We start from the raw sequence: 22,266 nt of genomic DNA on the forward strand, positions 1-22,266 counted from the left end.
GGTCAAGAGCCCTCAGGTCATATGCCTCTCGCGACAGCCTTGCACGCAAAACGCTCGGGCGCTGCGATTCCGCACACTGAATCTTGGACTCCAGGGGATCTCGCGGAGAACCCTGAGTCCGGTCAACTTCCCCTTCCACAACGGAAGTTGACCTCAGTGCCCACATCCGGCGACGGGCGCCCCAACGCTCGGCGACCGCCGCCAGGGCGGAACGCTCAGCGCTTGGCGACGAAGACGTGCGAGGCGATCTCCGAGGCCAGCTCCGCGGCCTCACCGCTGCTGCCCACGAGCACCCCGCCCGCGGACTCCGTCACGCTCACCACGGAGCCGGGCTGCACGCCCGCACGCCGCAGCGTGTACATCAGCTGGGCGTCCGTCTGGATCGGCTCGCCGATGCGGCGCACCACGACGGTCTTGCCCTCGGTGCCCGGGTCGAGCTCCATCAGGGAGACCATGCCCTCGTCGAGGAACGGGTCCGCGCCGTCCTTCTCGCCCAGCTCCTCCAGGCCCGGGATCGGGTTGCCGTACGGAGACTCGGTGGGGTGGCGAAGCAGCTCGAGGACGCGGCGCTCCACCGCCTCGCTCATCACATGCTCCCAGCGGCACGCCTCGGCGTGCACCTGCTCCCACTCCAGCCCGATCACGTCGACGAGCAGGCACTCCGCCAAGCGGTGCTTGCGCATCACACGGGTGGCCAGCCGACGGCCCTCCTCGGTGAGCTCCAGGTGACGGTCGCTCGCGACCGCCACCAGGCCGTCGCGCTCCATGCGCGCCACGGTCTGGCTCACCGTCGGTCCGCTCTGGTCCAGCCGCTCGGCGATCCGGGCGCGCATGGGGACCACACCTTCCTCCTCCAGCTCGAGGATGGTGCGCAAATACATCTCAGTGGTGTCAATCAGCCCCGACATGGGTGCCCCTCAGAATTCGCTCGTGCGCTGGCCCTGCCCTCAATTCTGACGCATACCACTGACAACCGTGCCGCGCCGGTGGAATTCCCGCCGCTGACGGGCCTGCGGCAGTGTTGACACGGTGCAGGTCCAGACCGCAACGTGATGCGAATGAGCGCCAAGAGCGAGAGCAAACTGATCGGCCAGTACTTCGACGCCGCCATCGACCTGCTTCAGCGCGTACGCGACGAGGAGTCCGGGAACGTCGCGGCGGCGGGCACCCTGCTCGCCGACGCCGTCGAGGGCGACGGGCGGCTCTTCGCCTTCGGCGCGGGGCACTCCTCGCTCGCCGCGCAGGACGTCGTCTACCGCGCGGGCGGCCTCGCCCTGATGAACCTGCTCGCCGTGCCCGGCGTCGTCGGCGTCGACGTCATGCCCGCGACGCTCGGCTCCGCCCTGGAGCGGGTCGACGGGCTCGCGGGCGCCGTCCTCGACTCCTCGCCGGCCAGGCCCGGCGACGTACTCGTGATCATCTCGCTCTCCGGGCGGAACTCGCTGCCCGTGGAGATGGCGATGAACGCCCGCGCGCTCGGCCTGAAGGTCATCGGCGTCACATCGGTGGCGTACGCGACGCAGACCCGCTCCCGGCACGTCTCGGGGACGTTCCTCAAGGACCACTGCGACGTGGTGATCGACTCCAAGGTCGCCGTGGGGGACGCGGAGCTGTCCCTCGACGGGGTCGACGCGCCCTTCGGGTCGGCGTCCAGCGTGGTCACCAACGCGCTCATGCAGTCGATGATGGCCGCGGCCATCGAGCAGCTCGCCGCGCGCGGGGTCCAGCCGCCCCTCCTGCGCTCGGGGAACGTGGACGGCGGCCACGACTGGAACGGCCATGTCTTCGAGCAGTACGGGGACCGGATCTTCTACCGCCGCTGACCCGGCGGGAACCGCACCCGGACGGTGAGCCCGCCGTCCCGGTTGGCCTCGGCCGCGACGTCCGCCCCGTGCGCCCGCGCGATCGCCGACACGATGGACAGGCCCAGCCCGGCACCCTCCCCACGCGCGTGGGTGCGCTCCCGCAGCCGCCGGAACGGCTCGAAGAGCTGCGGCACGGTCTCCGGGGGGACCTCCGGGCCCGTGTTGGCGACCTCCAGGGTGCCGTCCTCGTCGACGCGTACGGTGACGCTGCCGGCCGGCACGTTGTAGCGGACCGCGTTCGCCACCAGGTTGTGGACGAGGCGGTCCAGGAGCACCCCGTCGCCCTCCACCGTCAGCGGCCCGGCCGCGACGGACACGGTGACGTCGTGCTCGGCGGCCTCTTCGGAGAGGCCCTCCGCGACCGCGTGCGCGAGCACGTCCACCGCGACCGGCTCCCACCGGTCCAGGCCCTGCTCCGAGGCGGCGAGCAGCAGCAGCCCCTCGATGAGGTGCTCGCTGTCGTCCGCCACGGAGATCAGCTTCGAGCGGATCATCGCCACCCGCTCCGGGCCGGGATCGCCGGAGAGGCCGATCTCGGCGGCCGCCCGCTGCACGGCGAGCGGGGTGCGCAGCTCGTGGGCCGCGTTGGCCGCGAACCGCTGCTGCGCGCCGACCAGGCGCTCTATCCGGTCCAGCATCTCGTCGAAGGTGTCGGCGAGCCGCTTCAGCTCGCCCGGCGGGGCGTCCAGGGCGATCCGCTCGTGCAGATTGGCGCCCGAGAGCCGGCGCGCGGTGCCGGTGATCACGGCGACGGGGCGCAGCACGCGTCCCGCCATCCACCAGGCGAGGGCGATCGACAGCACGGCGTACGCGGCGAACACGATGACCGAGACCGTCAGGAGGCGGTTCAGGGCGGCCTCTCCCGCGACGTCGCTGACCCTCGCGAGGGCGAGGCTCTCGGCGTCGATGGCAAACCGCGTGCCCTGCACCGGGGTGGCGGGAACCGCCGTGACGGCCGAGAGCGGGAGGCTGTTCTTCCACGGCGGGGTGGGGTCCCGGGGGACGGCGGTGGTCACCGCCGTACTGATGGAGGAGTAGAGCCCCTGCTCCACCAGCAGATACACGAGGCCCGTCAGGAGTGCCCCGGCGAGGACGAGAAGCCCGCCGTACAGCGTGGTCAGCCTGGCCCGTTCGCTGCTCATCCGCAGCCGCAGGGGAGCCCCGCCGATCACAGGGACCGCCCCGTGATCCGGTACCCGGCCCCCGGCACCGTCTCCACCACCTGCGGCTCGCCCAGCTTCGCGCGCAGCTTGGAGAGGGTGACGCGGACCGCGTTGGTGCGGTAGCTGGTGTCCTCCTCCCAGACCTGCTCGATCAGGTCCTCGCCGCTGACCACCGCGCCGTCCGCCCGCAGCAGCGCCTCGAGGACCGCGAACTCCTTGCGGGACAGGGCGAGATGGCGCCCGTCCCTGCTGGCCTGGCGGCGCGCGGTGTCCAGGACGAGACCGGCCCGCTCGATCACCGGCGGCAGCGCGGGCCGGGCACGGCGGCCCAGCGCGAGGACCCGGGCGAGCAGCTCGTCGTACGCGAAGGGCTTGGTCAGATAGTCGTCCGCGCCGAGTCCGAGCCCCGCGACCCGGTCACGCACCGTGCCCGCCGCCGTCAGCATCAGGACCCGGGTGAGGAGCCGCTGCTGTACGACGCGGCGGCACACCTCGTCGCCGTGCAGGCCCGGCAGATCGCGGTCCAGGATCATCACGTCGTACTCCCCGAGCTGCAGTTTGCGCAGCGCGGTCAGGCCGTCGGACGCGATGTCGACGGCCACCGCGTCACGCCGGAGCCCGTCGGCGATCATCTCGGCCAGGAAGTCCTCGTCCTCCACCAGCAGTACGCGCATGCCGCCCTGTGTACCTGAGAGTGACCTTTCGTCGGTGTAAGCGTCTCCGTTGAGAGAAACGAAACCCCGCTTCCCACCAGCCTGTGGCCGTCACCCACGCCCCACGTGAAGGGAAGCCACGTCATGAGGACTCGCAAGCGCTCAGCGGCTCTCGCGTCAGGATTCGCCGCCCTCGCCCTGTTCGCGGGGGCCTGCTCCGGCGGCTCCGACGACTCCGCGGCGAGCGGCTCGGGCAGCGGCAGCGGCGGCGGCAAGGGCGCCGAGGCCGACAAGGCGTTCAAGCAGCGCGAATGCCTGCGCAAGCACGGATTGAAGGTGCCCGAGCCCAAGTCGGGCCAGGACTCCCGTGGCCTGACCATCGGCGGCGACCTGCCCAAGGAAAAGATGGAGAAGGCCATGAAGGAGTGCGGCCTGGGCGGTACGTCCAAGGGCGGCGGCGTCTCGCAGGCCGACAAGGACAAGATGCTCAAGTACGCCCAGTGCATGCGCAAGAACGGCTACAACATGCCCGACCCAAAGTTCGACGGCGGAGCCATGCAGGCCCTGCCCATGCCCAAGGGTGCTGACGCCAAGAAGATGGAGAAGGCCGCCAAGGCGTGCAAGGGCATCGTCGAATGAGGCGCCGCACCGCCGTCGTCGCCACCGTCGTGGCGCTGCTCGCCGTCACCGGCGGCGGCATCGCCGTCACCGCGCTCGCCGACGCGGACGACGACCACGGGTCCGCCGGGCGGGACGCCGGCCTCCCGGCCGCCACCGCGTCCGTCGAGCGCGGCGACCTCACCAGCGGCTCCCAGGTGGACGGCACCCTCGGCTACGCCAAGGAACGCAAGGTCAACGCGGGCGCCACGGGCACCCTCACCTGGTCCGCCGAGTCCGGCTCCACGGTCCGGCGCGACGGCCGCCTCTACGAGGTGAACGGCGCCCCCGTCCGCCTCATGTACGGCTCCGAGCCCATGTACCGCACGCTGAAGCCGGGCGACAAGGGCAACGACGTACGGCAGTTGGAACAGAACCTGGTGGCCCTCGGGTACGGCACCGGGCTCGCCGTCGACGACACCTACACCGACGGCACCGCCGTCGCGGTCAAACGCTGGCAGAAGGCCCACGACCGCAAGCAGACCGGGCGCGTGGGCCCCGAGCAGATCTCCTTCCAGCCCTCCGCGGTCCGCGTGAAGTCCGCCGAATCCACCGTCGGCGACCAGGTCGCACCCGGCAAACCCGTGCTCGCCACGACCGGTTCCGAACGCGTCGTACGCATCCAACTCGACGTCGCCGAGGGCAAGTTGGCCAAGAAGGGCACGAAGGTGACCGTCACCCTGCCCGACGGCACCACCGTCGACGGCAAGGTCGCCGCCGTCGGCAAGACCGCCAAACCCGGCGACGACCCCAGCGACAAGACCCCCAAGATCCCGGTCACCGTCACCTTCGACGACCCCGGCAAGGTCGACGGATTCGACCAGTCGCCGGTCACCGTCAATCTCACGGGCGAGACGCGCGAGGACGTCCTCTCCGTACCCGTCAACGCGCTGCTCGCGCTGCCCGGCGGCGGCTTCGGCGTCCAGGTCGTCGAGGGCGGCCGCGCCCACGAGGTCAAGGTCGGGCTCGGCATGTTCGGGCAGGGCAGGGTCGAGGTGAGCGGCGGGGGACTGCGGGCCGGGATGAAGGTCGGGGTGCCGAAGGTATGAGCCCCCCTCAAGAGGCGCCGCCCGTCGTGGAGCTGGCCGGTGTCACCAAGGAGTACCCCGGCGGGGTCGCCGCCCTGCGCGGCGTCGATCTGACCGTCGCGCAAGGAGAACTCCTCGCCATCGTCGGACCCTCCGGATCCGGCAAGTCGACGCTCCTGCACATCGTCGGCACCCTCGACCGGCCCACCGCGGGCTCCGTCGCCATCGCCGGGCACGACGTCGCGGCCCTCGCCGACCGCAGCCTCTCCGCGCTGCGCGCCCGGCACATCGGCTTCGTCTTCCAGGCCTTCCACCTGGTGCCCGGCATCAGCGCCCGCGACAACGTCGCCGAAGGGCTGCTGTACTCCGGCCTCCCGCGCGCCGAACGCCGCCGCAGGGCCGCGTACGCCCTGGAACGCGTCGGCCTCGCCGACCGCATGAAGCACCGGCCGCACGAACTCTCCGGCGGCCAGAAGCAGCGCGTCGCCATCGCCCGCGCGGTCGTCGGCGAGCCCGACCTCCTCCTCGCCGACGAGCCCACCGGCGCGCTCGACTCGGAGTCCGGCGACGCGGTCATGACCCTGCTGCACGACCTCAACGCGGAGGGCGCCACCATCGCCGTCATCACCCACGACGTGGAGATCGCCGAGCGGTTGCCCCGGCAGGTGCGGATTCGGGACGGGCGGGTGGTCGCGGATGTGCGGGTGGCCGAGGCTGAAGCGGGGGTGGGGTTCGGTGCGTAGGAACGCCCGGTTGAAAGCCGCCCGGCTCGGGCCGCGGGACGTTCTGCACGTCGGGTCCGCCGGGCTGCGCAGTCGGCCCGTGCGCGTCGTCCTCTCCGCGCTCGGCATCGCCATCGGCATCGCCACCATGGTCGCCGTCGTCGGCATCTCCTCGTCCAGCCAGGCCCAACTCATGCGGGAACTCGACAAGTTGGGCACGAACATGCTGGTCGCATCGCCGGGCGAGGCGATGTTCTCCGGTGAGTCGGTGACGCTGCCGCCCGATGCCGCCGGGCGGGTCTCGCGGATCGACGGGGTCGAGGACGTCGGCGCCACCGGCGATCTCGAACGGTCCGTGCGGCGCAGCGAGAAGATCTCCGAGGAGGAGACGGGCGGCATCTCCGTGAAGGCCGCCACGGAAGGCCTGCTGAAGGTGTTGCGGGGGCGGATGGCGCAAGGGAGCTGGTTCAACGCCGCGAACAGCCGCTATCCGTCGGTCGTCCTCGGCGGTGTGGCCGCCGAGCGGCTCGGCATCACCTCGCCCGGGCAGCAGGTCTGGCTCGGTGACCGGTACTTCACCGTCATCGGCATCCTCGGCCCGCTGCCGCTCGCGCCGGACATCGAGCGGTCCGCGCTGACCGGGTGGGACGCCTCGAAGAAGCTGCTCGGCTTCGACGGGCATCCGACGTCGGTGTACGAGCGCTCCACGGACGCCTCCGTACGCGATGTGCGGAGCCTGCTCGCCCCGTCCATCGACCCGGAGAATCCGCGCAACGTCCAGGTCACCGATCCGTCGTCGGCGCTCCAGGCGAAGGCGGCGACGGAGGGGGCGTTCTCCACGCTGCTCCTCGGGCTCGGCGGGATCGCGCTCCTGGTGGGTGGCGTCGGCGTCGCCAACACCATGATCATCTCGGTCCTTGAGCGGCGGTACGAGATCGGCCTGCGGCGGTCGTTGGGCGCTACGCGGGGGCAGATCAGGATCCAGTTCGTCACTGAGTCCCTGATGCTGTCCGGGCTCGGGGGGCTTGCGGGGGTCGTGCTCGGCGCCGGGGCCACGGCCGCGTACGCCGCTTCGGGTGGGCTGCCGTGGGTGGTGCCCATGTGGGCGGCGGCGGGCGGGTTCGGCGCGACGCTGGTCATCGGGACGGTGGCGGGGTTGTATCCGGCGGTTCGGGCGGCGCGGTTGTCGCCTACGTTGGCGTTGCATGCGGTGTGAGGTTGTTGCTGGCGGGGGCGCCTTGGGTTCGGCTGTGGGGCGGGGCCGCGGGGGTATGTGCGTACTCGCCATCCCGTGGCGGATGCCTCCGTCAGTGCTCACCGCCACGGTGGGCCAAGGTGCTCCGTTCGCACATACCCCCACGTCCTCTCCGGCGCGTTTGCGCCTGCGGGTGGGTGGGACTTGCTCCGCTTCTCCCGCGCTTTGCCGCCCGGGTGGGCGCAGCCCACGGTGCCGGTGGTCGCGGACGGAGGCGTGGGGCGGGTCAGTGGGGGAGGGACTGGGCCAGGTCCAAGGAGGCCGCTACGCGGGAGGTCACGCTTTCTGCGTAGGTGGCGTCGGGGCGTTCGAAGGGCGCCCGACCCGCCCCACGGAGGAACGTGACGACGCCGAGCGTCCGCCCCCGGCTCCGCAGCACCGCGCACAACGCGTGTACGGAACCCTCCGGCCACTGCCGGGCGTCGGCCCACTCGCGGGCCCGCTCCGGCGGGACGGGCCCGGCGCTGGCCCGCACCGAGCCGGCGCGGTCCACGCACTGGGGGGCGGGGTGGCCCTCGGGGTAGCGGACGGGGATGCCCGCCATGCTGACCGGCACGCAGGGCCCGGGCGCCCCGGCGGGCGTCGCGGCGACGCGGACGAGTCGTACGGGGTCCTCGTTCGCGAGGAGGTCCACCAGGGCGTGGTCGGCGAACCCGGCGAGCGCGAAGTCGAGGTGGACGGTGGCCGCCTCCATGGGGTCCTCGCATTCCGCGGCGGCCCGCGCCGCCCGGTGCAACTGCTGGGACCTGAAGCGGAGTTGGGACGCTTCCTGCTCGGTCAGCTTGGCTTCCGTGACGTCCTGGAAGAGCCATCCGACGCCGAGCGGCACGGGCTCTTCCGCGAGCGGCGAGGCGAGGCGTACGAAGCCGGAGCGCCAGCACCGCCGCTCGTAGCCCCCGCCGCCCTCCTTTCCGGTGTCGGAGCGTTCGGACCGTACGGAGACCCATAGTTCCGCGGGCGCGGGCGGCGACCCTTCGCCCAGTACGTGGGTGAGCGCGCTCTCCAGCTCCTCGACGCCCTGCCCGAGCAGATCGGCGAGCGGCCTGCCGAGTACGGCGGTGCGGCCCACGCCGAGCGCGCGTGCGGCGTGTTCGTTGACCACGGCGGGCCGCAGGTCGGCGTCGACGAGCACGACGCCCCACGAGGCGTCCTCGAAGAGGGCCTCGCTCAGGGCGATGGACCGTTCCAGGTCGATCTGCGCGTGGACCTCGCTGAAGGCGCAGTACACCCCTGCGGGCTTGCCGTCCCCGCCGCGTACGGACGCGGACTGCATACGGACGAGCACCCGGCCGCCGTCCTTGGTGACCAGGGCGAACTCGTGCACCTGCCGCCCGGGGGAGTCCATCGCGGACAGCAGCCGCCCCCGGACCTCCTCGGCGTCGGCGGCCCGCACGGCCCACCCCGAGAAGCCCTGCCGTCCGACGGCCTCCGCGGCCGTCCAGCCGAGGATCCGCTCGGCCTCGCGGTTCCAGTGCGTCACCACGCCGTCGGCGTCGAGTGCGCACAGGGCGGCGTCCATGCCGTCGAGCAGCGCCGCGAGCAGTTCGGCGCCGCCCGGCTCGGGCTCTTCGGGGCCCAACTCGTCGGTGGTTCCGCTCCGTCGGGAAGCACTCACCTGGGACCCCCTGCAGGCCGTGTCCTCGTCCTCATGAGCTACCTGTACTGCAAGCCGTGCGAGCCACGCATTTCGCACGTGGGATCATTCAACTCGAACGTGACGCACCCCACAGGGAGTTCCCGGAAGTTGGAGGGAATTGAGGGAAATCGTCGCGGGGAAAAAATCGGTTGAGCGTCGTCGATCCGCTTCCTAGGGTGTTCCTCACTCGACGAAAGGAGGTGATCCGGCAGTGATTTCATTGCGGACGCGAGAGGTGGCTGCGGGCTAGCGGCCCGTCACCACACCGAGTGCGGTGTCGGACCAGTGCGCGAGACGAGCGTACGGCCGGCCCAATCCCAAGCAGTCACCCGACCCGCGAGCTGCCGGTACGTCCGGCCGGCTTCCTCCCGTCCCGTACGGGGGGAACCACATGGCTCGCGGGTCGCCTGCGTGTCAGCCCTTGCTCACCGCGGTGAGGATCTCCGGGAGCCGCCGGGCGAGCCTGGGCGCCGCGAGCCGCGATCCGGCCTCCGTGAGCACCGCTCCGTAGGCCGTGCCCACCGGGAGCAGCAGCCAGCTCCAGGACGCCGAGCCCGAGGCGTGCAGCCAGATCGTGAGGGCGAGGACCGGGGCGCACAGCAGGGCCGCGGCGACCATGCCGCCGAAGATCGAGATCCAGGCGAGGCCCGCCTGCCCGGTGGCCACGTTCTTGTAGCCCTCCTGCGGGATGGAGTACGGGAAGCGGGTCGACGACCACGCGCCCGTGGCCAGCATCGCGCCGAGCAGCGCGAAGGAGAGGCCGAGCACCTCCGGCAGGGTGTGCCACTCGCCGAGCATCGCCGTCGTGAGGACGGTGACCAGCGCCGCGTACGGCAGGGTGATCACGAGGAGGGCGAGGGCTCGGCCCCGGAGTTCCACATAGGCGTCGCGCGGCGACGAGATCGTCATCGCCACCATCCAGAACGCCGAGGTGTCCTGGCCGAACTGGTTGTACATCAGGATCCCGAGCATCCCCGCCGCGAAGCACGCGAAGTAGACGGAGCCCGTGCCCTGCAGGGCGTTGAACAGCGGCACGATCAGCCCGATGGCCAGGGACGTCACCCAGGCCGCCTTCGTCTTGGGGTCGCGCCACACATAGCGCAGGCTGCGCTCCATCACGGTGCCGGTGCGGCCCGCGGGCAGCAGCGCGCCGAGTGCGCCCGATGAGCGCGACGCGCCCTTCTCCGGTTCCGCAGCGGCCAGCGTCGAGCCGTCCGGGGTCGTCATCAGGCGGGTCAGGCTGCGCTGCCAGAGGGTGAGGAGGCCGAGCAGGGCCAGTACGCAGAGGGCGAGTTGGGCCGCTCCCTTCGCGTACGACCCCTCGCTCACCGAGTCCACCGCGCCGAGCGCGGCCGCGGGCGGGATCCAGCGCACCACGTCCGCCGCCGGGTCGAGGGTGCCGAGCCCGGCCGAACCGAGCTTCTGCGCCCCGAAGTTGACGACCTGCGCGCCGACCGCGATCACCAGACCGCTGAGTACGGCGAGGTCGCGGCCCTTGCGGCTGGTCAGCAGGCGGATGTTGGCGGCCGCGACGGCCCGCGCGAGCGCCACGCACACCAGCAGTGTCAGGGCCACGGCGAGGACGGCGACGACGGCCGCGGCCGCGCCGTGCGCGAGCGCGATCGCCGCACCGGCCGCGAGGCAGAGCGTGAACAGCGGTCCGATGCCGACCAGGGACGCCACGAGCAGCGCCCGGACGAGCGGGCGCGGGCGCAGCGGCAGCATCACCAGGCGGGTGGGGTCCAGGGTCTCGTCGCCGCTCGGGAAGAACAGCGGCATGACCGCCCAGCCGAGCGCGAGGATCCCGACGAGCAGCACACAGACGGTGGCGGCGTGGGTGGTGCCGCGCATCATGATCAGACCGAGCAGCTGCAGCGCGGCGAAGAGCAGGGCGACGACGACGGACGCGAGGTAGGCGGCCCGCCGTCCCGCCGACTGCCGCAGGCCGTTGCGCAGCAGGGACAGCTTCAGGCGTACGAAGACGGGGGTGATCCCCTGGACGGCGGTGGGGGCGGTCATCGGGCGCCGCCGCCCAGCCAGTCGAGGTCGGAGCCGGTGTCACGGCCGTTCGCGCCGACGAGTTCGAGGAACGCCTCCTGCAGCGAGGGCGCCGCGCCCCGCACGTCGGCGAGGGTGCCCTGCGCGCGGATACGTCCCGCGGCCATCACGGCGACCCAGTCGCAGAGCGACTCGACGAGCTCCATGACGTGCGAGGAGAAGACGACGGTGGCGCCGGACGCGGTGTAGCGCTCCAGGACGCCGCGGATGGTCTGCGCGGAGACGGGGTCCACGCCCTCGAACGGCTCGTCGAGGAAGAGCACTTCGGGGTTGTGGAGCAGCGCCGCCGCCAGGCCGATCTTCTTGCGCATACCCGTCGAGTAGTCGACGACCAGCTTGTGCTGCGCGCCCGCGAGATCGAGTACGTCGAGGAGCTGGGTGGCCCGCTTGTCGACCTCGGCGCCCGGCAGGCCGCGCAGCCTTCCGGTGTACGCGAGGAGTTCGCGCCCCGAGAGCCGCTCGAAGAGCCGCAGGCCCTCGGGGAGTACGCCGATGCGGGCCTTGACCTCCACCGGGTCGCGCCACACGTCGTGCCCGACGACCTCGACGGTGCCCCGGTCCGGCCTGAGCAGGCCGGTGACCATGGAGAGGGTGGTGGTCTTGCCCGCGCCGTTCGGGCCGACCAGGCCGATGAACTTGCCCGCGGGCAGGGTCAGGTCGATCCCGGCGACCGCGACCTGTTCGCCGAACCGCTTCCAGAGCCCCTGGACCCGTACCGCCGCCGGTGCTGCCTCGGTCACCCGTTCCGCCCTCCGTCGCGAGACTGTCCCCGTGGTCGCACGATACGTGGGGCCACGGGCTCTCGGCGGGCAGTGAGGTGTCGCGCCCGTAAGGGGCGCGGGGAACTGCGCGACCAGCCACGACCGGCCCGCGGGTGGAGCGCCTGCCCGCAGTGGCAGCTGCTACCGGCGGGCCTCGCGTCCGCACGCGTACGCCAACGGGGAGATGATCTCCTCCGCGTCCGGCAGCCACCGGTTGGCCGCGGTGGGGCGGCAGGCCCACTGGACCGCGCCGGACGCGCCGAAGCGGGTCGGGGGCGCTGCCACGTACGTGCCCTCGCCGAGGGCGACCAGGTCGATCGCGGCGGGGGGCCAGCCCAGCTTGCGGACGAGGTCGGGGACCTTGACCGTGGCGCCGGGGAGCACGAAGAACTGCATGCGCCGGTCGGGGGTGCAGGTCACCGGGCCGAGCGTGAGTTCCATGCGCTCCATGCGGGCGAGCGCGAGGAACCCGGCGGTCTCGGGCACGTCGATCGCGTCGAACGTCCGCCCCGTGGGCAGCAGGATCGACGCCTTGGGCTGCTTCTGCCAGAGCCGCCTCGCCACCGTCGCGCTGCCGGTGGCCTGCGTGGCCCAGTCCTCGCGCGCCGGGTGCGCGCCGGGCGAGGCGCACGCGGCATCTCCGCACGAGCACTGCTCGGCGCCTTCGGCGGACTCCAGCCAGGTGCCGGGGAACACGTCCCAGTGACGCTCTTCCGCGTATCGCACGGCCGTGTCCAGCAAGGCTTCTCCGCGCTGCTTCGGGATCTGCGCGGCTGACGTGACTCCGATGGTCTCTTCCACGCAGTTCTCAACTCCCGCCGCCACCTCGGGTTACGGGCGCACGCGAGGGCGGAGGAGGAGCATCGATCCTGCGAGCGGGGCGCATGGGTGCACGGGTGGGGGCGCGCAGGGGAAATGGCTTCCATGTGCGGGTAGCCAGGTCAAGGGCAATCAGAGGGCGCCCGGGTTCGCACTTATCGCCCGTTTGTGGCGCATCTTCCGTTTGCTCCAAGGGCATTGATCATCGAAGGACGGCCCACGGCGGCCGCCCGGTTCGATGGTCCCGGTGCACACAGGGGGTACGCCATGGCCGCAAGGCCGCTCGTCGCGCGGCAGCCGAACGAAAGGCTGCAGGCGCTCATTCAGGAAGCCGGTTGCTCCAACGCAGGGCTGGCCCGCCGGGTCAACATGTGCGGTGCCGAACACGGTCTCGACCTGCGCTACGACAAGACATCGGTGGCCCGCTGGCTGCGCGGCCAGCAGCCGCGCGGGCGGGCGCCCGGCATCATCGCGGAGGCGCTCGGCCGCAAGCTCGGCCGCACCGTCACCATCGACGAGATCGGCATGGCGAACGGCAAGAACCTCGCCTCGGGCGTAGGACTCCAGTTCTCGCCGACCGTTCTCGGCGCCATCGAGCAGGTCTGCGAGCTGTGGCGCAGCGACGTGGGCCGCCGGGACTTCCTCTCCGGCTCGTCCGTGGCCGCGTCCGCGCTCGTCGAGCCCAGCCGCGACTGGCTGATCTCCTCGCCGGACCCGCAGGTCGGGCGCACCGCGGGGCCGCGCGTCGGCCTCTCGGACGTGGCGGCCGTCAAGGCGATGACGGAGGCGCTGACCCAGCTCGACCACCAGTTCGGCAGCGGCCATGTGCGTCCGGTCGTCGTGCACTACCTCAACTCCGTGGTCTCCGGACTGCTCGCGGGCTCCTACCGGGAAGCCGTCGGCCGCGAACTGTTCGCCGCGGTCGCGCGGTTGACGGAACTCGCGGGCTACATGGCCGTCGACACGGGCCAGCCGGGCCTCGCCCAGCGCTACTACATCCAGGCGCTGCGCCTCGCCCAGGCGGCCGGGGACAGGGGATACGGCGGGTACGTGCTCGCCGCGTCGATGAGCCACCTCGCCGCCCAGCTCGGAAACCCGCGCGAGATCGCGCAGTTGGCGCGGGCCGCACAGGAGGGGACGCGCGGGCGGGTCACACCCCGCGCGGAGGCGATGTTCTACGCCGCAGAGGCGCGGGGGCACGCGCTGCTCGGCGACGCGCGTGCGACACAGGTGGTGGCGGGCCGCGCCGTCGAGGCGATGGACCGGGCGTCCGGCGACACCGGGACCGGCGACGACCCGGTGTGGATCCGGCACTTCGACCACGCCTATCTGGCCGACGAAATGGCGCACTGCCACCGGGACTTGGGGCAGGCCGACGCGGCCGCGCGCAGCGCCCAGGAGTCCCTCGACGGCCACCCGGAGACGCGGGCCCGGCGCCGCGCGATCGGCCTCGTGCTGCTCGCCACGGCGCAGGTGCAGCGCCGCGAGGTGGAACAGGCGTGCAACACCGGCCTGAAGGCCGTCGAGCTGCTCGGCACGCTGCGGTCCAACCGCGGTGCGGAGTACCTCGACGACTTCCAGCAGCGGCTCGAGCCCTACCGGGAGGAGCCGGTGGTACGGGAGTTCGGGGCGCGTGTCGACATCCAGGCGGCCTGAGAAGCGGGTTGACGTACCCGTACTCCGAGCTGACGTGCCCATACTCAGCGTCTGGGAGCGAGGTTTTGTTACTGCCGCCGTCGAGCGGAAGGCGGCGTTCTGAGCTGCGTGGCAGAGGGCTGTGGCGACCCGGTAGCGTGACCCGACGGTTCCGTAGGTCCCCCATATGTAGGAGTCCCGGTGACGCAGCAGAGCGGTCAGGGCGCTGCTTCCTCCGATCCGCAGCAGCCCGCGGACCGGCCCGCCCACGAGGGCGTCGTGCTGCCCGCGGACGGCAGCGAACCGCTGCTGCCCGGCTCCGCGGGCCGCCACACCGCTCCGGCGGGCGGCAGCCCCTGGGGGCAGCCCTGGGGTCCCGAGACGGCGGGCCCACCGCCCGTGACCCACGGCCAGGGCCAGCCCTGGACCCAGCCCGCCCAGGCCATGCCCCTCCCCCCGGAGGGCGCCTACGCCCCCACGGGCACCCCGGACGCTTCGTACGGCGGCCAGGGGTACGGCCCGGGCTTCGGGCAGCCAGACGCGTCGTACGGAGGCCAGCCCGGCCAGGGGACGCACGGCGGCGGCCACCCGACGCAGGGGGCCCACGCGGGCCAGCCCGGCGGGGGCGCGCATGGGGGTCAGCCCGGCCCGGGCGTGCACGGGGGTCAGCCCGGCGCGGGCGCGCATGCGGGCCAGCCCGGCCCGGGCGCGCACGCGGGCCAGCCTGCCCATGGCTCGTATGCGGGTCAGCCGGGCCAGGGATCCCATGCGGCGCAGTCCGCCGACGGCTCGTACGCGGGCCAGCCCGGCGAGGGCGCGCATGCGGCGCAGTCCGCCCACGGTTCGTACGCGGGTCAGCCGGGCCAGGGAGGCCACGCGGGTCAGCCGGGCCATGGCTCGTACGCGGGTCAGCCGGGCCAGGGATCCCACGCGGGTCAGCCGGGCCAGGGATCCCACGCGGCGCAGTCCGGCGACGGCTCGTACGCGGGTCAGCCCGGCGAGGGCGCGCACGCGGCGCAGTCCGCCCACGGTTCGTATGCGGGCCAGCCCGGCCAGGGACCCCACGCGCCCCAGCCCGCCCACAGCTCGTACGCAGGACAGCCCGCCCAGGGCACGCACGCGGCCCAGCCGACGCACGGCTCGCTTCCCGCCCAGCCGTCGCACGGCTCGCACCCCGGTCAGCCGTCGCCCGGCTCGCAGCCTCTGCCCCCTCAGGGGGCGTACCAGGGTTCGTACGGCGGCCAGCCGGGCCAGGGCGCGCACGCCGCTCCTCAGCCCGCTCAGGGCACGCACGCCGCCCCCCAGCCGGGCCACGGCACCCCGCAGCCCCCCGCCGCACCGCCCGGTGCCCCCGCGCAGGAGCTGCCCCCCGTGGCGGGCGCGCACGAGTTGCCCGCTGTCGGAGGGGCGCCGCTGCCGCCCGCCGGGACCGGTGGGGCGCCGCTGCCCCCCGTGGCCGGGTCCGATGCCGATGCGACGCAGTTCATCGCCCCGGTGCCCGCCGCGCCCGGCGGTGCCGATGAGGGGGTCACGCAGTACATACCTCCGGTGGGACCCGGTGCGCTGCCGCCCGAGGCTCCCGCCGCCGATGCCACGCAGTTCCTGGGCCGCGCGAACGCACCCGCCGCACCCGCCGCCCCGGTGTCCGACAGCGACCCCACCCAGTTCATCGCGCCCGTACCCGCCGGGAACGCCGCCCCGCCCGAGCCGGGCGCCGCGCCCTACGGCATCCGTCCCGGTGCCCCGGGCGACCGGCAGCCGCCCGCCGAGTTCGACAGCCTCTTCCGCACCGAGCCGGAGGCGGAGGGGCCCGCGTCCACGCAGCAGATGCCCCGTATCGACATGCCGGGCCCGGCCGCGGCTCCCGTCCCCGAGCCCGTCGGCGGCGGTCACGGCGGTGCCCGTCGCGGCCGCAACGGTTCGAAGAAGGGCGTGCTCATCGGCGTCCTCGGCGTCGGCATCGCCGCGCTCGGCGTCGGCGCGGGCGCGCTCCTGAGCTCCGGCGGCGACGACGACAAGAAGGACGACGGCAAGCCCGTCTCCGCCTCGGCGCCGACGGACGAGCGGCCGTCGCCGACCGCCGACCCGGCCAAGGAGCAGGCGGTCGCCCTCGACAAGCTGCTCGCCGACAGCAACAACAGCCGTGACGCGGTCATCGCCGCCGTACGCAACGTCGGCAAGTGCCAGAACCTCGGCCAGTCGGCCACCGACCTGCGCAACGCGGCCAAGCAGCGCAACGGCCTCGTCACCCGGCTCGCCGCGCTGAAGGTCGACAAGCTCCCGGCCAACGACCAGCTGGTCAACTCCCTGAACAAGGCGTGGAAGGCGTCGGCCGCGGCCGACAACCACTACGCCGCGTGGGCGGGCCAGGTGGCGGGCAAGAAGGGCTGCAAGAAGGGCCACGCCCGCACCACGTCGCAGACCGTGGCGGGCAACAAGCAGAGCAACGCGGCGACGACCGCCAAGGAGCAGGCCGCCAACCACTGGAACGCGATCGCCCGGAAGTACGGCCTGACCGAGCGGAACAAGACCCAGCTCTGATCCGCCCGGTGTCCGCTACGCGGTCTGCTCCAGCGTCTTCTCCATGTTCACGAACCCCTTGCGGGCCGGGACGAGCCGTCCGTCCCGCACCACCTGGAACGTGACGTCGGAGTTGATCAGGCGCGGGAAGTCCCTGGCCGCGATCAGGTCGTCGAAGCGCCAGCTCAGCGTCGGCGTGAGCCCTCCGGTCCGCACCGCGAGGCCGTCGTCCAGGGCGCGGCGCAGGGTGGTCGCCGAGACCTTGCCGCCGTTGAGCGACTCGACGGTCTGCTTCAGGACGGTGTACGCGATCCAGGTGGTCTGCACGCCCGCGTCCGCCGGGTCGACCCGGTTGTCGCCGAACGCCTGCTCGCTGATGACCTTGCGCATCTGGGCCCACCGGGGATCGCCCGACGCGGGGTACCAGCCGGTGACGTACGCCCCTTCGTAGGGGCCCGTCGCGCCGCCGGTGCGGTCGACGAGGGACTGGTCGACGCTGCCGAGCACCGAGGAGATCCGTACCGGCGGATAGTCGTCCCTGGTGCGCCGGAACGAGTCGTAGAACGTGTCCGTGCGCGCCCCGAGCGCCGCCGTCACACAGCCGTCGGACGCGCCCGCGTGGCGCAGCGCCTGCTCGGCCTGGGGCGTGAGGTCGGTGCCGTCCTCGGGCGCGCGGATGTCCGCGACGGGCTTGTGGTGGCCGTCGGCGAGGCCGGCGTTGAGCAGCTTGGGGAGTTCGTCGCCGGCGAGGGTGTCGGGGCGTACGAGGGAGACGCGGTCGCAGCGGGCGGCGAGCTGGCGGCCGTTGCCCGCGAGGAGCGCGGGTTCGCCGCCGTTGACGGGGTAGGAGAGCGGGCTGCTGAACTCGTCGTCGGTGATGCCGTAGCCGCCGATGTAGGGGATGCCCGCGACTTCCAGCGGGGCGAGGAAGGAGCGGCCGTGCTGGCTGTAGGCGCCGACGACCGCCGCCACGTTCTGGTCGACGGCCTCGCGGGCGCAGTCCGCGGCGCCCGCCGAGTCGTTGTGGTCGTTGCAGGTGAGGACCTTCAGCTCGCGGCCGTCGAGGCCGCCGTGGGCGTTGACCCAGCGCGCGTACGCCTGCGCCATCGCCGGGACGCCGGGTTTGTTGGTGGCCTTGGTCTTCTCGGGTGCCCAGGTCATGACGGTGATGGGGTCTTCCCTGGAACCCCCCGTGGTCCCAGGGATGACCCCGCACCCGGCTATGAGAGACGTACACGCCGCCGCTGCGGCCGCGGAAAGTGCTGCGGTTCGGGAGGGGCGGGGGAAGAAGGTGCGTCGCCTGCCGGTCATGGGTATGCACGATTCCGGTGGTTCCCCAACCGTGGCGTGACTCGTTCTCAACGGACAGTGACATCCCGGTGAACGGGCGGGGGCCGGTTCGAGTGCAGCGAGTGGGAACGTACGATCGATGACCGTGCAAGGTTCGGAGAAGTCTTCCCGTCGCGGCCGTCGCTCTAGCACCATGGGCGGCATGCCGACCAACGACATGCCGTGGTGGCGCTGGCGCAGCAACGTGCGCTCGGCGCTGCACATGCTCTCCGACCCCGAATTCCAGCGTGAGTGCTGGCTCGCGGGGCGCGACGAGTACGGGGACGTGACCGACGCCGTGTACCGGCTCGTCGAGGACACGTGGCTCGACAACTGGTCCGCGGAGAAGTACGTCGGGACGATCTTCCGGGATCCGCAGGAGGCGGCGCTCGTCGACACCGCGGTGCTGCGGGTCCTGCGGATCATGCACGAGGTCGGGCCCGATGCGTTGGTGTCCGTCTACCTTGAGCATCCGGGGTGGCCGGAGGCCGTGCGGGCCGCCCGGGACGCGCATGTCCGCCTGGCGGCGGGCGATGGGGAGGATCCGGATGTGCCGCCCCGGACCCTTGAGGTGCTGCGGATTTTGACTCGGTCTGCCTGAGCGCGCTCGCGCGTATGGGAACCTTGGGCGCATGAACGAGCAGTCCGTCGCGCCCGCCGCACCCGCTGAGCAGTACGTCCTCACTCTCTCCTGCCCCGACAAGCAGGGCATCGTGCACGCCGTGTCGAGTTATCTCTTCATGACCGGGTGCAACATCGAGGACAGTCAGCAGTTCGGCGATCACGACACCGGGCTGTTCTTCATGAGGGTGCACTTCTCGGCCGAGGCTCCGGTGACCGTCGAGAAGCTGCGGGCCAGCTTCGCCGCGGTCGGGGACTCCTTCCACATGGACTGGCAGATCAACCGCGTCGAGGACCGGATGCGGATCGTGCTGCTCGTGTCGAAGTTCGGGCACTGCCTGAACGACCTGCTGTTCCGCTCGCGGATCGGTGCGCTGCCGGTGGAGATCGCCGCGGTGGTCTCCAACCACACGGACTTCGCCGAGCTCGTCGCCTCGTACGACATCCCCTTCCACCACATTCCGGTGAACAAGGAGAACAAGCCGCAGGCCGAGGCGCGGCTCCTGGAGATCGTGCGCGAGGAGGACGTGGAGCTCGTCGTCCTCGCCCGCTACATGCAGGTGCTCTCGGACGACCTGTGCAAGGAGCTCAGCGGGCGGATCATCAACATCCACCACTCGTTCCTGCCGAGCTTCAAGGGCGCGAAGCCGTACCACCAGGCGCACGCGCGCGGTGTGAAGCTGATCGGTGCCACCGCGCACTATGTGACGGCCGACCTCGACGAGGGGCCGATCATCGAGCAGGAGGTCGAGCGGGTCGGCCACGACGTCACCCCCGACCAGCTGGTCGCGATCGGCCGTGACGTGGAGTGCCAGGCCCTGGCCCGCGCCGTGAAGTGGCACGCCGAGCACCGGATCCTGCTGAACGGGCGTCGGACCGTCGTCTTCGCCTAGGCCTGTCCTACATCCGGCTCAGCGAGGCCGCCGCGAACAGTACGTCGCGGATGGCCTCGCGGTCGCCGTCCTGGCCTGCGGCGGCCTCCTCCGGTGAGACATGGCCCGCGGCGAGGCGGCAGAACTCGACGCCGTCCAGGGCGACATGGGCCACCTCGTGCTCGGCGGACGCGATCGCCGCGGGGGAGTCGAGCGGGATGAACCACTCGCCGCCGCCGAGCCCCTCGATCTCCAGGCGCAGGCTGCGGCCCGGCGCGCCCGCCGCGACCAGGCCGCGGGACGGCGCGGCGAGCCCCGAACGGCGCCGGTCGGCCAGGGTGCCGGGGAGCATCCGGGCGGCGAGGTCGATCATGCGGTGCAGATGGCGGGGCGCGGGCGGCGCGTACGGGTAGTCGACGGCGTCGGCGATGTCGCCCGCGTGGATCCAGCATTCGAAGGCGCGGTCCACCATCGAGTCCCGCAGCGGCAGTTCGATCTTCTGCCGCTCCTCGGTGCCGGGTGCCGGGCCGTGGCTCGCGCCGGGGGCGGGGCCGTGCGCCGACACCGTCCCGTACGGCACGGGGAGCCGTCCTGAGCCGCCGCCCGCGAACGACACCGTGCGGATCAGTTCGTGCGTCTGGTCGCGCCAGGGGCCCCGCACCGCGCGCGTGGGCGGGAAGGACGAGGCGCGCCAGTACGCCTCGGTGCGGTGCACCGGGTCGTGCGGGCCCTTGGCGTCCGGGCCGAGCGGATCGTCGAGGCCGAGGGCGAGGCCGACCAGGCCGTCGACGGCGACGAGATGCGCGATGACTCCGGCTACGGTCGTCTTGCGGGTGACGGGCCCGTCGTCCTCGAACCAGCGCAGCCGCACCGGGGCGTGCCATTCCGAGTCGCCGATGTCCTGGAGGAGGGCGTCGAGGCGCGCGGTCTCGGCGTCGTAGGGCACGGCCCACTCGGGCACGGGGATGCGCGGCGGGCGGCGGTCCAGGCAGCTCTCCAGGACCCGGGTGCGCAGTCCGGGGTCGAGGTCGAGGCTCTCCTCGGGATGCAGCAGGCCGACCGCGTCGCGCAGGCGCAGCGCCTCTTCCGCGCAGGGGCCGCAGTCGCCGAGGTGGTCTTCCACGGCCGCCGACTCCTCGGCGGAGCATGCGGCGAGCGCCCAGGCGCCGAGCAGGGACTTCAGGACGCGGTGCTCCAGGACGAGCGGCACCGGGGGTACCGGTGGGGGCGGGTCGGGCACGGGCTCTCCGGTGTCCTCTATCGAGGACCGCGGCATCGGTATGCGCGGCGCGGCCGCGGACTCCTGCCCGGCGTCGCCGCCGGTGGCGGGAGTGTCCCCGTCGTCGGGGCGGTCGTCCCCGTCGAACGGCTCGTGCCTGTCGGCGCCGCTCACAGCGCTGTCCCGTACCCGGGCGCGGTGCCGGGGGAGGTGCCGGTGATGCCCGCGGACGGGTCCCCGGTGTCGTTCGCCGTGGACAGGAGCTGCAGGCCGAGGCGGAGTCTGCGCCGGGCCTCGTCCTCGGTGACGCCGAGGTCGGCGGCCGCCTGGCGGTAGTCGCGCCGCTGGAAGTACGCGAGTTCGAGGGCGGCCCGGAGCGGGGTGGGCATGGCCGTGACGATGTAGTCCGCGCGGGCGGCGACGGAGGCGCGGCGGACCTTGCGCTCCAGGTCTTCCGTGGTGCCCTCGCCGCCGCGGGCGAGGGCGGCGGACTCGGTCTGGCGGAGCCTGCGGACGGCCTGCTGGTGGGTGAGCGTGGCGATCCAGGAGCGCAGGGGGCCCTGCTTGGGGTCGTACGCGTCGGGGTTCTCCCAGACGTGGGTGAAGACCTCGCGGGTGATGCGGTCGGCGGCGCTCTCGTCGCCGAGCACGCGGTGGGCCAGGCCGTGCACCAGTGAGGCGAAGCGGTCGTACAGCTCGCCGAGCGCGGCGGCTTCCCCGTGCGCGAGCCGCTGCTGCATCCGGCGGTCCCAGCGCCGCGGCGCGTCCTTCGGCATGCGGCCCCCTCCTGCGTACCGTTTCTGACCCTCTCTCGAATGTAGTCGGCGCCGCTGACAGCGCACTCCTGTTTACGGCAAAGCGCGCCCCCGGCGGGCACCGGATGATAGTGACGGTGACCTGCTGGTGTTTCATGGGAGACAGCCGGGGCAGCCGAAGCAGAACGAAGCGTAGGCACTGCTTCCGGATCAAGGTGTGGGCCGGTGGGCCCGGCAGAGCGGGCAGGGCAGGCAGAGTCGGCAGGGCGAGCGGGAGGCGTGGCGCGTGACGCTCAAGGTGACGGTGGGCGAGGAGTCCGGCTGGGCCGTGCTGTGCGTCTCGGGCGAAATGGACCTGCTGACCTCACCCGTGCTGCGCCAGCGCGTGCACGACGCGGTGGCCGACGGCCGCCGCAGCATCGTCCTCGACCTCTCCGAAGTGCTGTTCTGCGACTCCAGCGGCGTCGGCGTGCTGATCGCCACGCGCCGTCTGATCCGCTCCTGCCAGGGGCGCCTCCGGCTGATACTGCCGGCGCGCGGCGCGGAGGACGGCTCGCACGTGAACCGCGTCCTCTCGGCCCTCGGCGTACGCCGCCTCTTCGAGGTCTATCCGGACGTGGGCGCGGCCCTCGACGAAGGGGCGACACCGCTCTCCGCGTAGGCGTACGCCACGTCCCTGGAGCATGCCGCCGGGACAT

Annotated in this window: 20 protein-coding genes; 10 read left to right on the plus strand and 10 right to left on the minus strand. The window is 72.6% G+C overall.

Annotation, left to right across the window (positions count from 1 at the left end; genetic code table 11):
• Positions 1 to 215 precede the first annotated feature (215 nt).
• Positions 216 to 908 (minus strand): metal-dependent transcriptional regulator, encoded by a 693-nt coding sequence (locus ACFWZ2_RS17980; RefSeq protein ID WP_384546658.1) that lies wholly within the window; start codon positions 906 to 908, stop codon positions 216 to 218.
• Between the two features lie 150 nt (positions 909 to 1,058).
• Between ACFWZ2_RS17980 and ACFWZ2_RS17985 the strand changes: the two genes are divergently transcribed.
• The gene (locus ACFWZ2_RS17985) at positions 1,059 to 1,823 is read left to right on the plus strand and encodes an SIS domain-containing protein (RefSeq protein WP_384546660.1); all 765 of its coding nucleotides are present in this window, start codon (positions 1,059 to 1,061) and stop codon (positions 1,821 to 1,823) included.
• Here ACFWZ2_RS17985 and ACFWZ2_RS17990 read toward each other — a convergent pair.
• Positions 1,811 to 3,007 carry a sensor histidine kinase gene (locus ACFWZ2_RS17990; protein WP_384546662.1) on the minus strand — a complete coding sequence of 399 codons (1,197 nt, stop codon included), beginning with the start codon at positions 3,005 to 3,007 and terminating at the stop codon, positions 1,811 to 1,813. The genes ACFWZ2_RS17985 and ACFWZ2_RS17990 overlap by 13 nt on opposite strands.
• A gap of 26 nt (positions 3,008 to 3,033) precedes the next feature.
• The gene (locus tag ACFWZ2_RS17995) at positions 3,034 to 3,702 is read right to left on the minus strand and encodes a response regulator transcription factor (protein WP_384546664.1); all 669 of its coding nucleotides are present in this window, start codon (positions 3,700 to 3,702) and stop codon (positions 3,034 to 3,036) included.
• Positions 3,703 to 3,825: 123 nt separating this feature from the next.
• On the opposite strand from ACFWZ2_RS17995, the gene ACFWZ2_RS18000 reads away from it, so the two are divergent.
• The 4 genes from ACFWZ2_RS18000 to ACFWZ2_RS18015 are packed head-to-tail and all read left to right on the plus strand — an operon-like array spanning position 3,826 to position 7,304.
• Complete coding sequence (locus ACFWZ2_RS18000; RefSeq protein WP_384546666.1) at positions 3,826 to 4,320, plus strand: hypothetical protein; 495 nt, start codon at positions 3,826 to 3,828, stop codon at positions 4,318 to 4,320.
• Positions 4,317 to 5,387 carry a peptidoglycan-binding protein gene (locus ACFWZ2_RS18005; RefSeq protein WP_384546668.1) on the plus strand — a complete coding sequence of 357 codons (1,071 nt, stop codon included), beginning with the start codon at positions 4,317 to 4,319 and terminating at the stop codon, positions 5,385 to 5,387. Before ACFWZ2_RS18000 ends, ACFWZ2_RS18005 begins: the two co-directional genes overlap by 4 nt.
• Complete coding sequence (locus tag ACFWZ2_RS18010) at positions 5,384 to 6,109, plus strand: ABC transporter ATP-binding protein (protein WP_384546670.1); 726 nt, start codon at positions 5,384 to 5,386, stop codon at positions 6,107 to 6,109. Before ACFWZ2_RS18005 ends, ACFWZ2_RS18010 begins: the two co-directional genes overlap by 4 nt.
• Positions 6,063 to 7,304: an ABC transporter permease gene (locus ACFWZ2_RS18015; RefSeq protein ID WP_384546673.1), complete on the plus strand. Its 1,242-nt coding sequence runs from the start codon at positions 6,063 to 6,065 to the stop codon at positions 7,302 to 7,304. Before ACFWZ2_RS18010 ends, ACFWZ2_RS18015 begins: the two co-directional genes overlap by 47 nt.
• A gap of 265 nt (positions 7,305 to 7,569) precedes the next feature.
• Here ACFWZ2_RS18015 and ACFWZ2_RS18020 read toward each other — a convergent pair whose 3' ends face one another.
• The 4 genes from ACFWZ2_RS18020 to ACFWZ2_RS18035 form a co-directional block, all read right to left on the minus strand.
• On the minus strand, positions 7,570 to 8,958 hold the full coding sequence (locus ACFWZ2_RS18020; protein WP_384546675.1) for a PAS domain-containing protein: 1,389 nt from the start codon (positions 8,956 to 8,958) through the stop codon (positions 7,570 to 7,572).
• Between the two features lie 435 nt (positions 8,959 to 9,393).
• Positions 9,394 to 10,998 carry a transporter gene (locus tag ACFWZ2_RS18025; RefSeq protein WP_384546677.1) on the minus strand — a complete coding sequence of 535 codons (1,605 nt, stop codon included), beginning with the start codon at positions 10,996 to 10,998 and terminating at the stop codon, positions 9,394 to 9,396.
• Complete coding sequence (locus tag ACFWZ2_RS18030) at positions 10,995 to 11,777, minus strand: ABC transporter ATP-binding protein (protein WP_384546679.1); 783 nt, start codon at positions 11,775 to 11,777, stop codon at positions 10,995 to 10,997. The genes ACFWZ2_RS18025 and ACFWZ2_RS18030 overlap by 4 nt, the downstream gene beginning before the upstream one ends.
• 162 nt (positions 11,778 to 11,939) lie before the next feature.
• On the minus strand, positions 11,940 to 12,599 hold the full coding sequence (locus tag ACFWZ2_RS18035) for a bifunctional DNA primase/polymerase (protein WP_384546681.1): 660 nt from the start codon (positions 12,597 to 12,599) through the stop codon (positions 11,940 to 11,942).
• 285 nt (positions 12,600 to 12,884) lie between these two features.
• On the opposite strand from ACFWZ2_RS18035, the gene ACFWZ2_RS18040 reads away from it, so the two are divergent.
• Positions 12,885 to 14,273: a transcriptional regulator gene (locus tag ACFWZ2_RS18040; RefSeq protein ID WP_384546683.1), complete on the plus strand. Its 1,389-nt coding sequence runs from the start codon at positions 12,885 to 12,887 to the stop codon at positions 14,271 to 14,273.
• A 180-nt stretch (positions 14,274 to 14,453) separates the two neighbouring features.
• Complete coding sequence (locus ACFWZ2_RS18045) at positions 14,454 to 16,793, plus strand: hypothetical protein (RefSeq protein WP_384546685.1); 2,340 nt, start codon at positions 14,454 to 14,456, stop codon at positions 16,791 to 16,793.
• A gap of 15 nt (positions 16,794 to 16,808) precedes the next feature.
• Here ACFWZ2_RS18045 and ACFWZ2_RS18050 read toward each other — a convergent pair whose 3' ends face one another.
• Positions 16,809 to 18,083 (minus strand): ABC transporter substrate-binding protein, encoded by a 1,275-nt coding sequence (locus tag ACFWZ2_RS18050; protein WP_384546687.1) that lies wholly within the window; start codon positions 18,081 to 18,083, stop codon positions 16,809 to 16,811.
• 118 nt (positions 18,084 to 18,201) lie between these two features.
• Between ACFWZ2_RS18050 and ACFWZ2_RS18055 the strand changes: the two genes are divergently transcribed.
• Together ACFWZ2_RS18055 and purU are read left to right on the plus strand one after the other, a co-directional pair.
• The gene (locus tag ACFWZ2_RS18055; protein ID WP_384546689.1) at positions 18,202 to 18,702 is read left to right on the plus strand and encodes a hypothetical protein; all 501 of its coding nucleotides are present in this window, start codon (positions 18,202 to 18,204) and stop codon (positions 18,700 to 18,702) included.
• A 31-nt stretch (positions 18,703 to 18,733) separates the two neighbouring features.
• The gene (gene purU / locus ACFWZ2_RS18060) at positions 18,734 to 19,615 is read left to right on the plus strand and encodes a formyltetrahydrofolate deformylase (RefSeq protein WP_384546691.1); all 882 of its coding nucleotides are present in this window, start codon (positions 18,734 to 18,736) and stop codon (positions 19,613 to 19,615) included.
• A 7-nt stretch (positions 19,616 to 19,622) separates the two neighbouring features.
• Here purU and ACFWZ2_RS18065 read toward each other — a convergent pair whose 3' ends face one another.
• Together ACFWZ2_RS18065 and ACFWZ2_RS18070 are read right to left on the minus strand one after the other, a co-directional pair.
• Complete coding sequence (locus ACFWZ2_RS18065) at positions 19,623 to 20,987, minus strand: MDMPI N domain containing protein (protein WP_384546693.1); 1,365 nt, start codon at positions 20,985 to 20,987, stop codon at positions 19,623 to 19,625.
• Positions 20,984 to 21,589, minus strand: coding sequence for a sigma-70 family RNA polymerase sigma factor (locus tag ACFWZ2_RS18070; RefSeq protein WP_384546695.1), 606 nt, complete (start codon positions 21,587 to 21,589; stop codon positions 20,984 to 20,986). The genes ACFWZ2_RS18065 and ACFWZ2_RS18070 overlap by 4 nt, the downstream gene beginning before the upstream one ends.
• Before the next feature lie 265 nt (positions 21,590 to 21,854).
• On the opposite strand from ACFWZ2_RS18070, the gene ACFWZ2_RS18075 reads away from it, so the two are divergent.
• Entirely contained in the window at positions 21,855 to 22,229 is a 375-nt protein-coding gene (locus ACFWZ2_RS18075; protein WP_384546697.1) for an STAS domain-containing protein, read from the plus strand.
• The last annotated feature ends 37 nt before the right edge of the window (positions 22,230 to 22,266 follow it).

Source organism: Streptomyces sp. NPDC059002 (assembly GCF_042740435.1).
GTDB lineage: Bacteria > Actinomycetota > Actinomycetes > Streptomycetales > Streptomycetaceae > Streptomyces.

Coding starts and splice junctions, on each gene's coding strand:
- ACFWZ2_RS17980 (WP_384546658.1), bottom strand. CDS start 908: ATGTCGGGGCTGATTGACACCACTGAGATGTATTTGCGCACCATCCTC.
- ACFWZ2_RS17985 (WP_384546660.1), top strand. CDS start 1,059: ATGAGCGCCAAGAGCGAGAGCAAACTGATCGGCCAGTACTTCGACGCC.
- ACFWZ2_RS17990 (WP_384546662.1), bottom strand. CDS start 3,007: ATGAGCAGCGAACGGGCCAGGCTGACCACGCTGTACGGCGGGCTTCTC.
- ACFWZ2_RS17995 (WP_384546664.1), bottom strand. CDS start 3,702: ATGCGCGTACTGCTGGTGGAGGACGAGGACTTCCTGGCCGAGATGATC.
- ACFWZ2_RS18000 (WP_384546666.1), top strand. CDS start 3,826: ATGAGGACTCGCAAGCGCTCAGCGGCTCTCGCGTCAGGATTCGCCGCC.
- ACFWZ2_RS18005 (WP_384546668.1), top strand. CDS start 4,317: ATGAGGCGCCGCACCGCCGTCGTCGCCACCGTCGTGGCGCTGCTCGCC.
- ACFWZ2_RS18010 (WP_384546670.1), top strand. CDS start 5,384: ATGAGCCCCCCTCAAGAGGCGCCGCCCGTCGTGGAGCTGGCCGGTGTC.
- ACFWZ2_RS18015 (WP_384546673.1), top strand. CDS start 6,063: ATGTGCGGGTGGCCGAGGCTGAAGCGGGGGTGGGGTTCGGTGCGTAGG.
- ACFWZ2_RS18025 (WP_384546677.1), bottom strand. CDS start 10,998: ATGACCGCCCCCACCGCCGTCCAGGGGATCACCCCCGTCTTCGTACGC.
- ACFWZ2_RS18040 (WP_384546683.1), top strand. CDS start 12,885: ATGGCCGCAAGGCCGCTCGTCGCGCGGCAGCCGAACGAAAGGCTGCAG.
- ACFWZ2_RS18050 (WP_384546687.1), bottom strand. CDS start 18,083: ATGACCGGCAGGCGACGCACCTTCTTCCCCCGCCCCTCCCGAACCGCA.
- ACFWZ2_RS18055 (WP_384546689.1), top strand. CDS start 18,202: ATGACCGTGCAAGGTTCGGAGAAGTCTTCCCGTCGCGGCCGTCGCTCT.
- purU (WP_384546691.1), top strand. CDS start 18,734: ATGAACGAGCAGTCCGTCGCGCCCGCCGCACCCGCTGAGCAGTACGTC.
- ACFWZ2_RS18070 (WP_384546695.1), bottom strand. CDS start 21,589: ATGCCGAAGGACGCGCCGCGGCGCTGGGACCGCCGGATGCAGCAGCGG.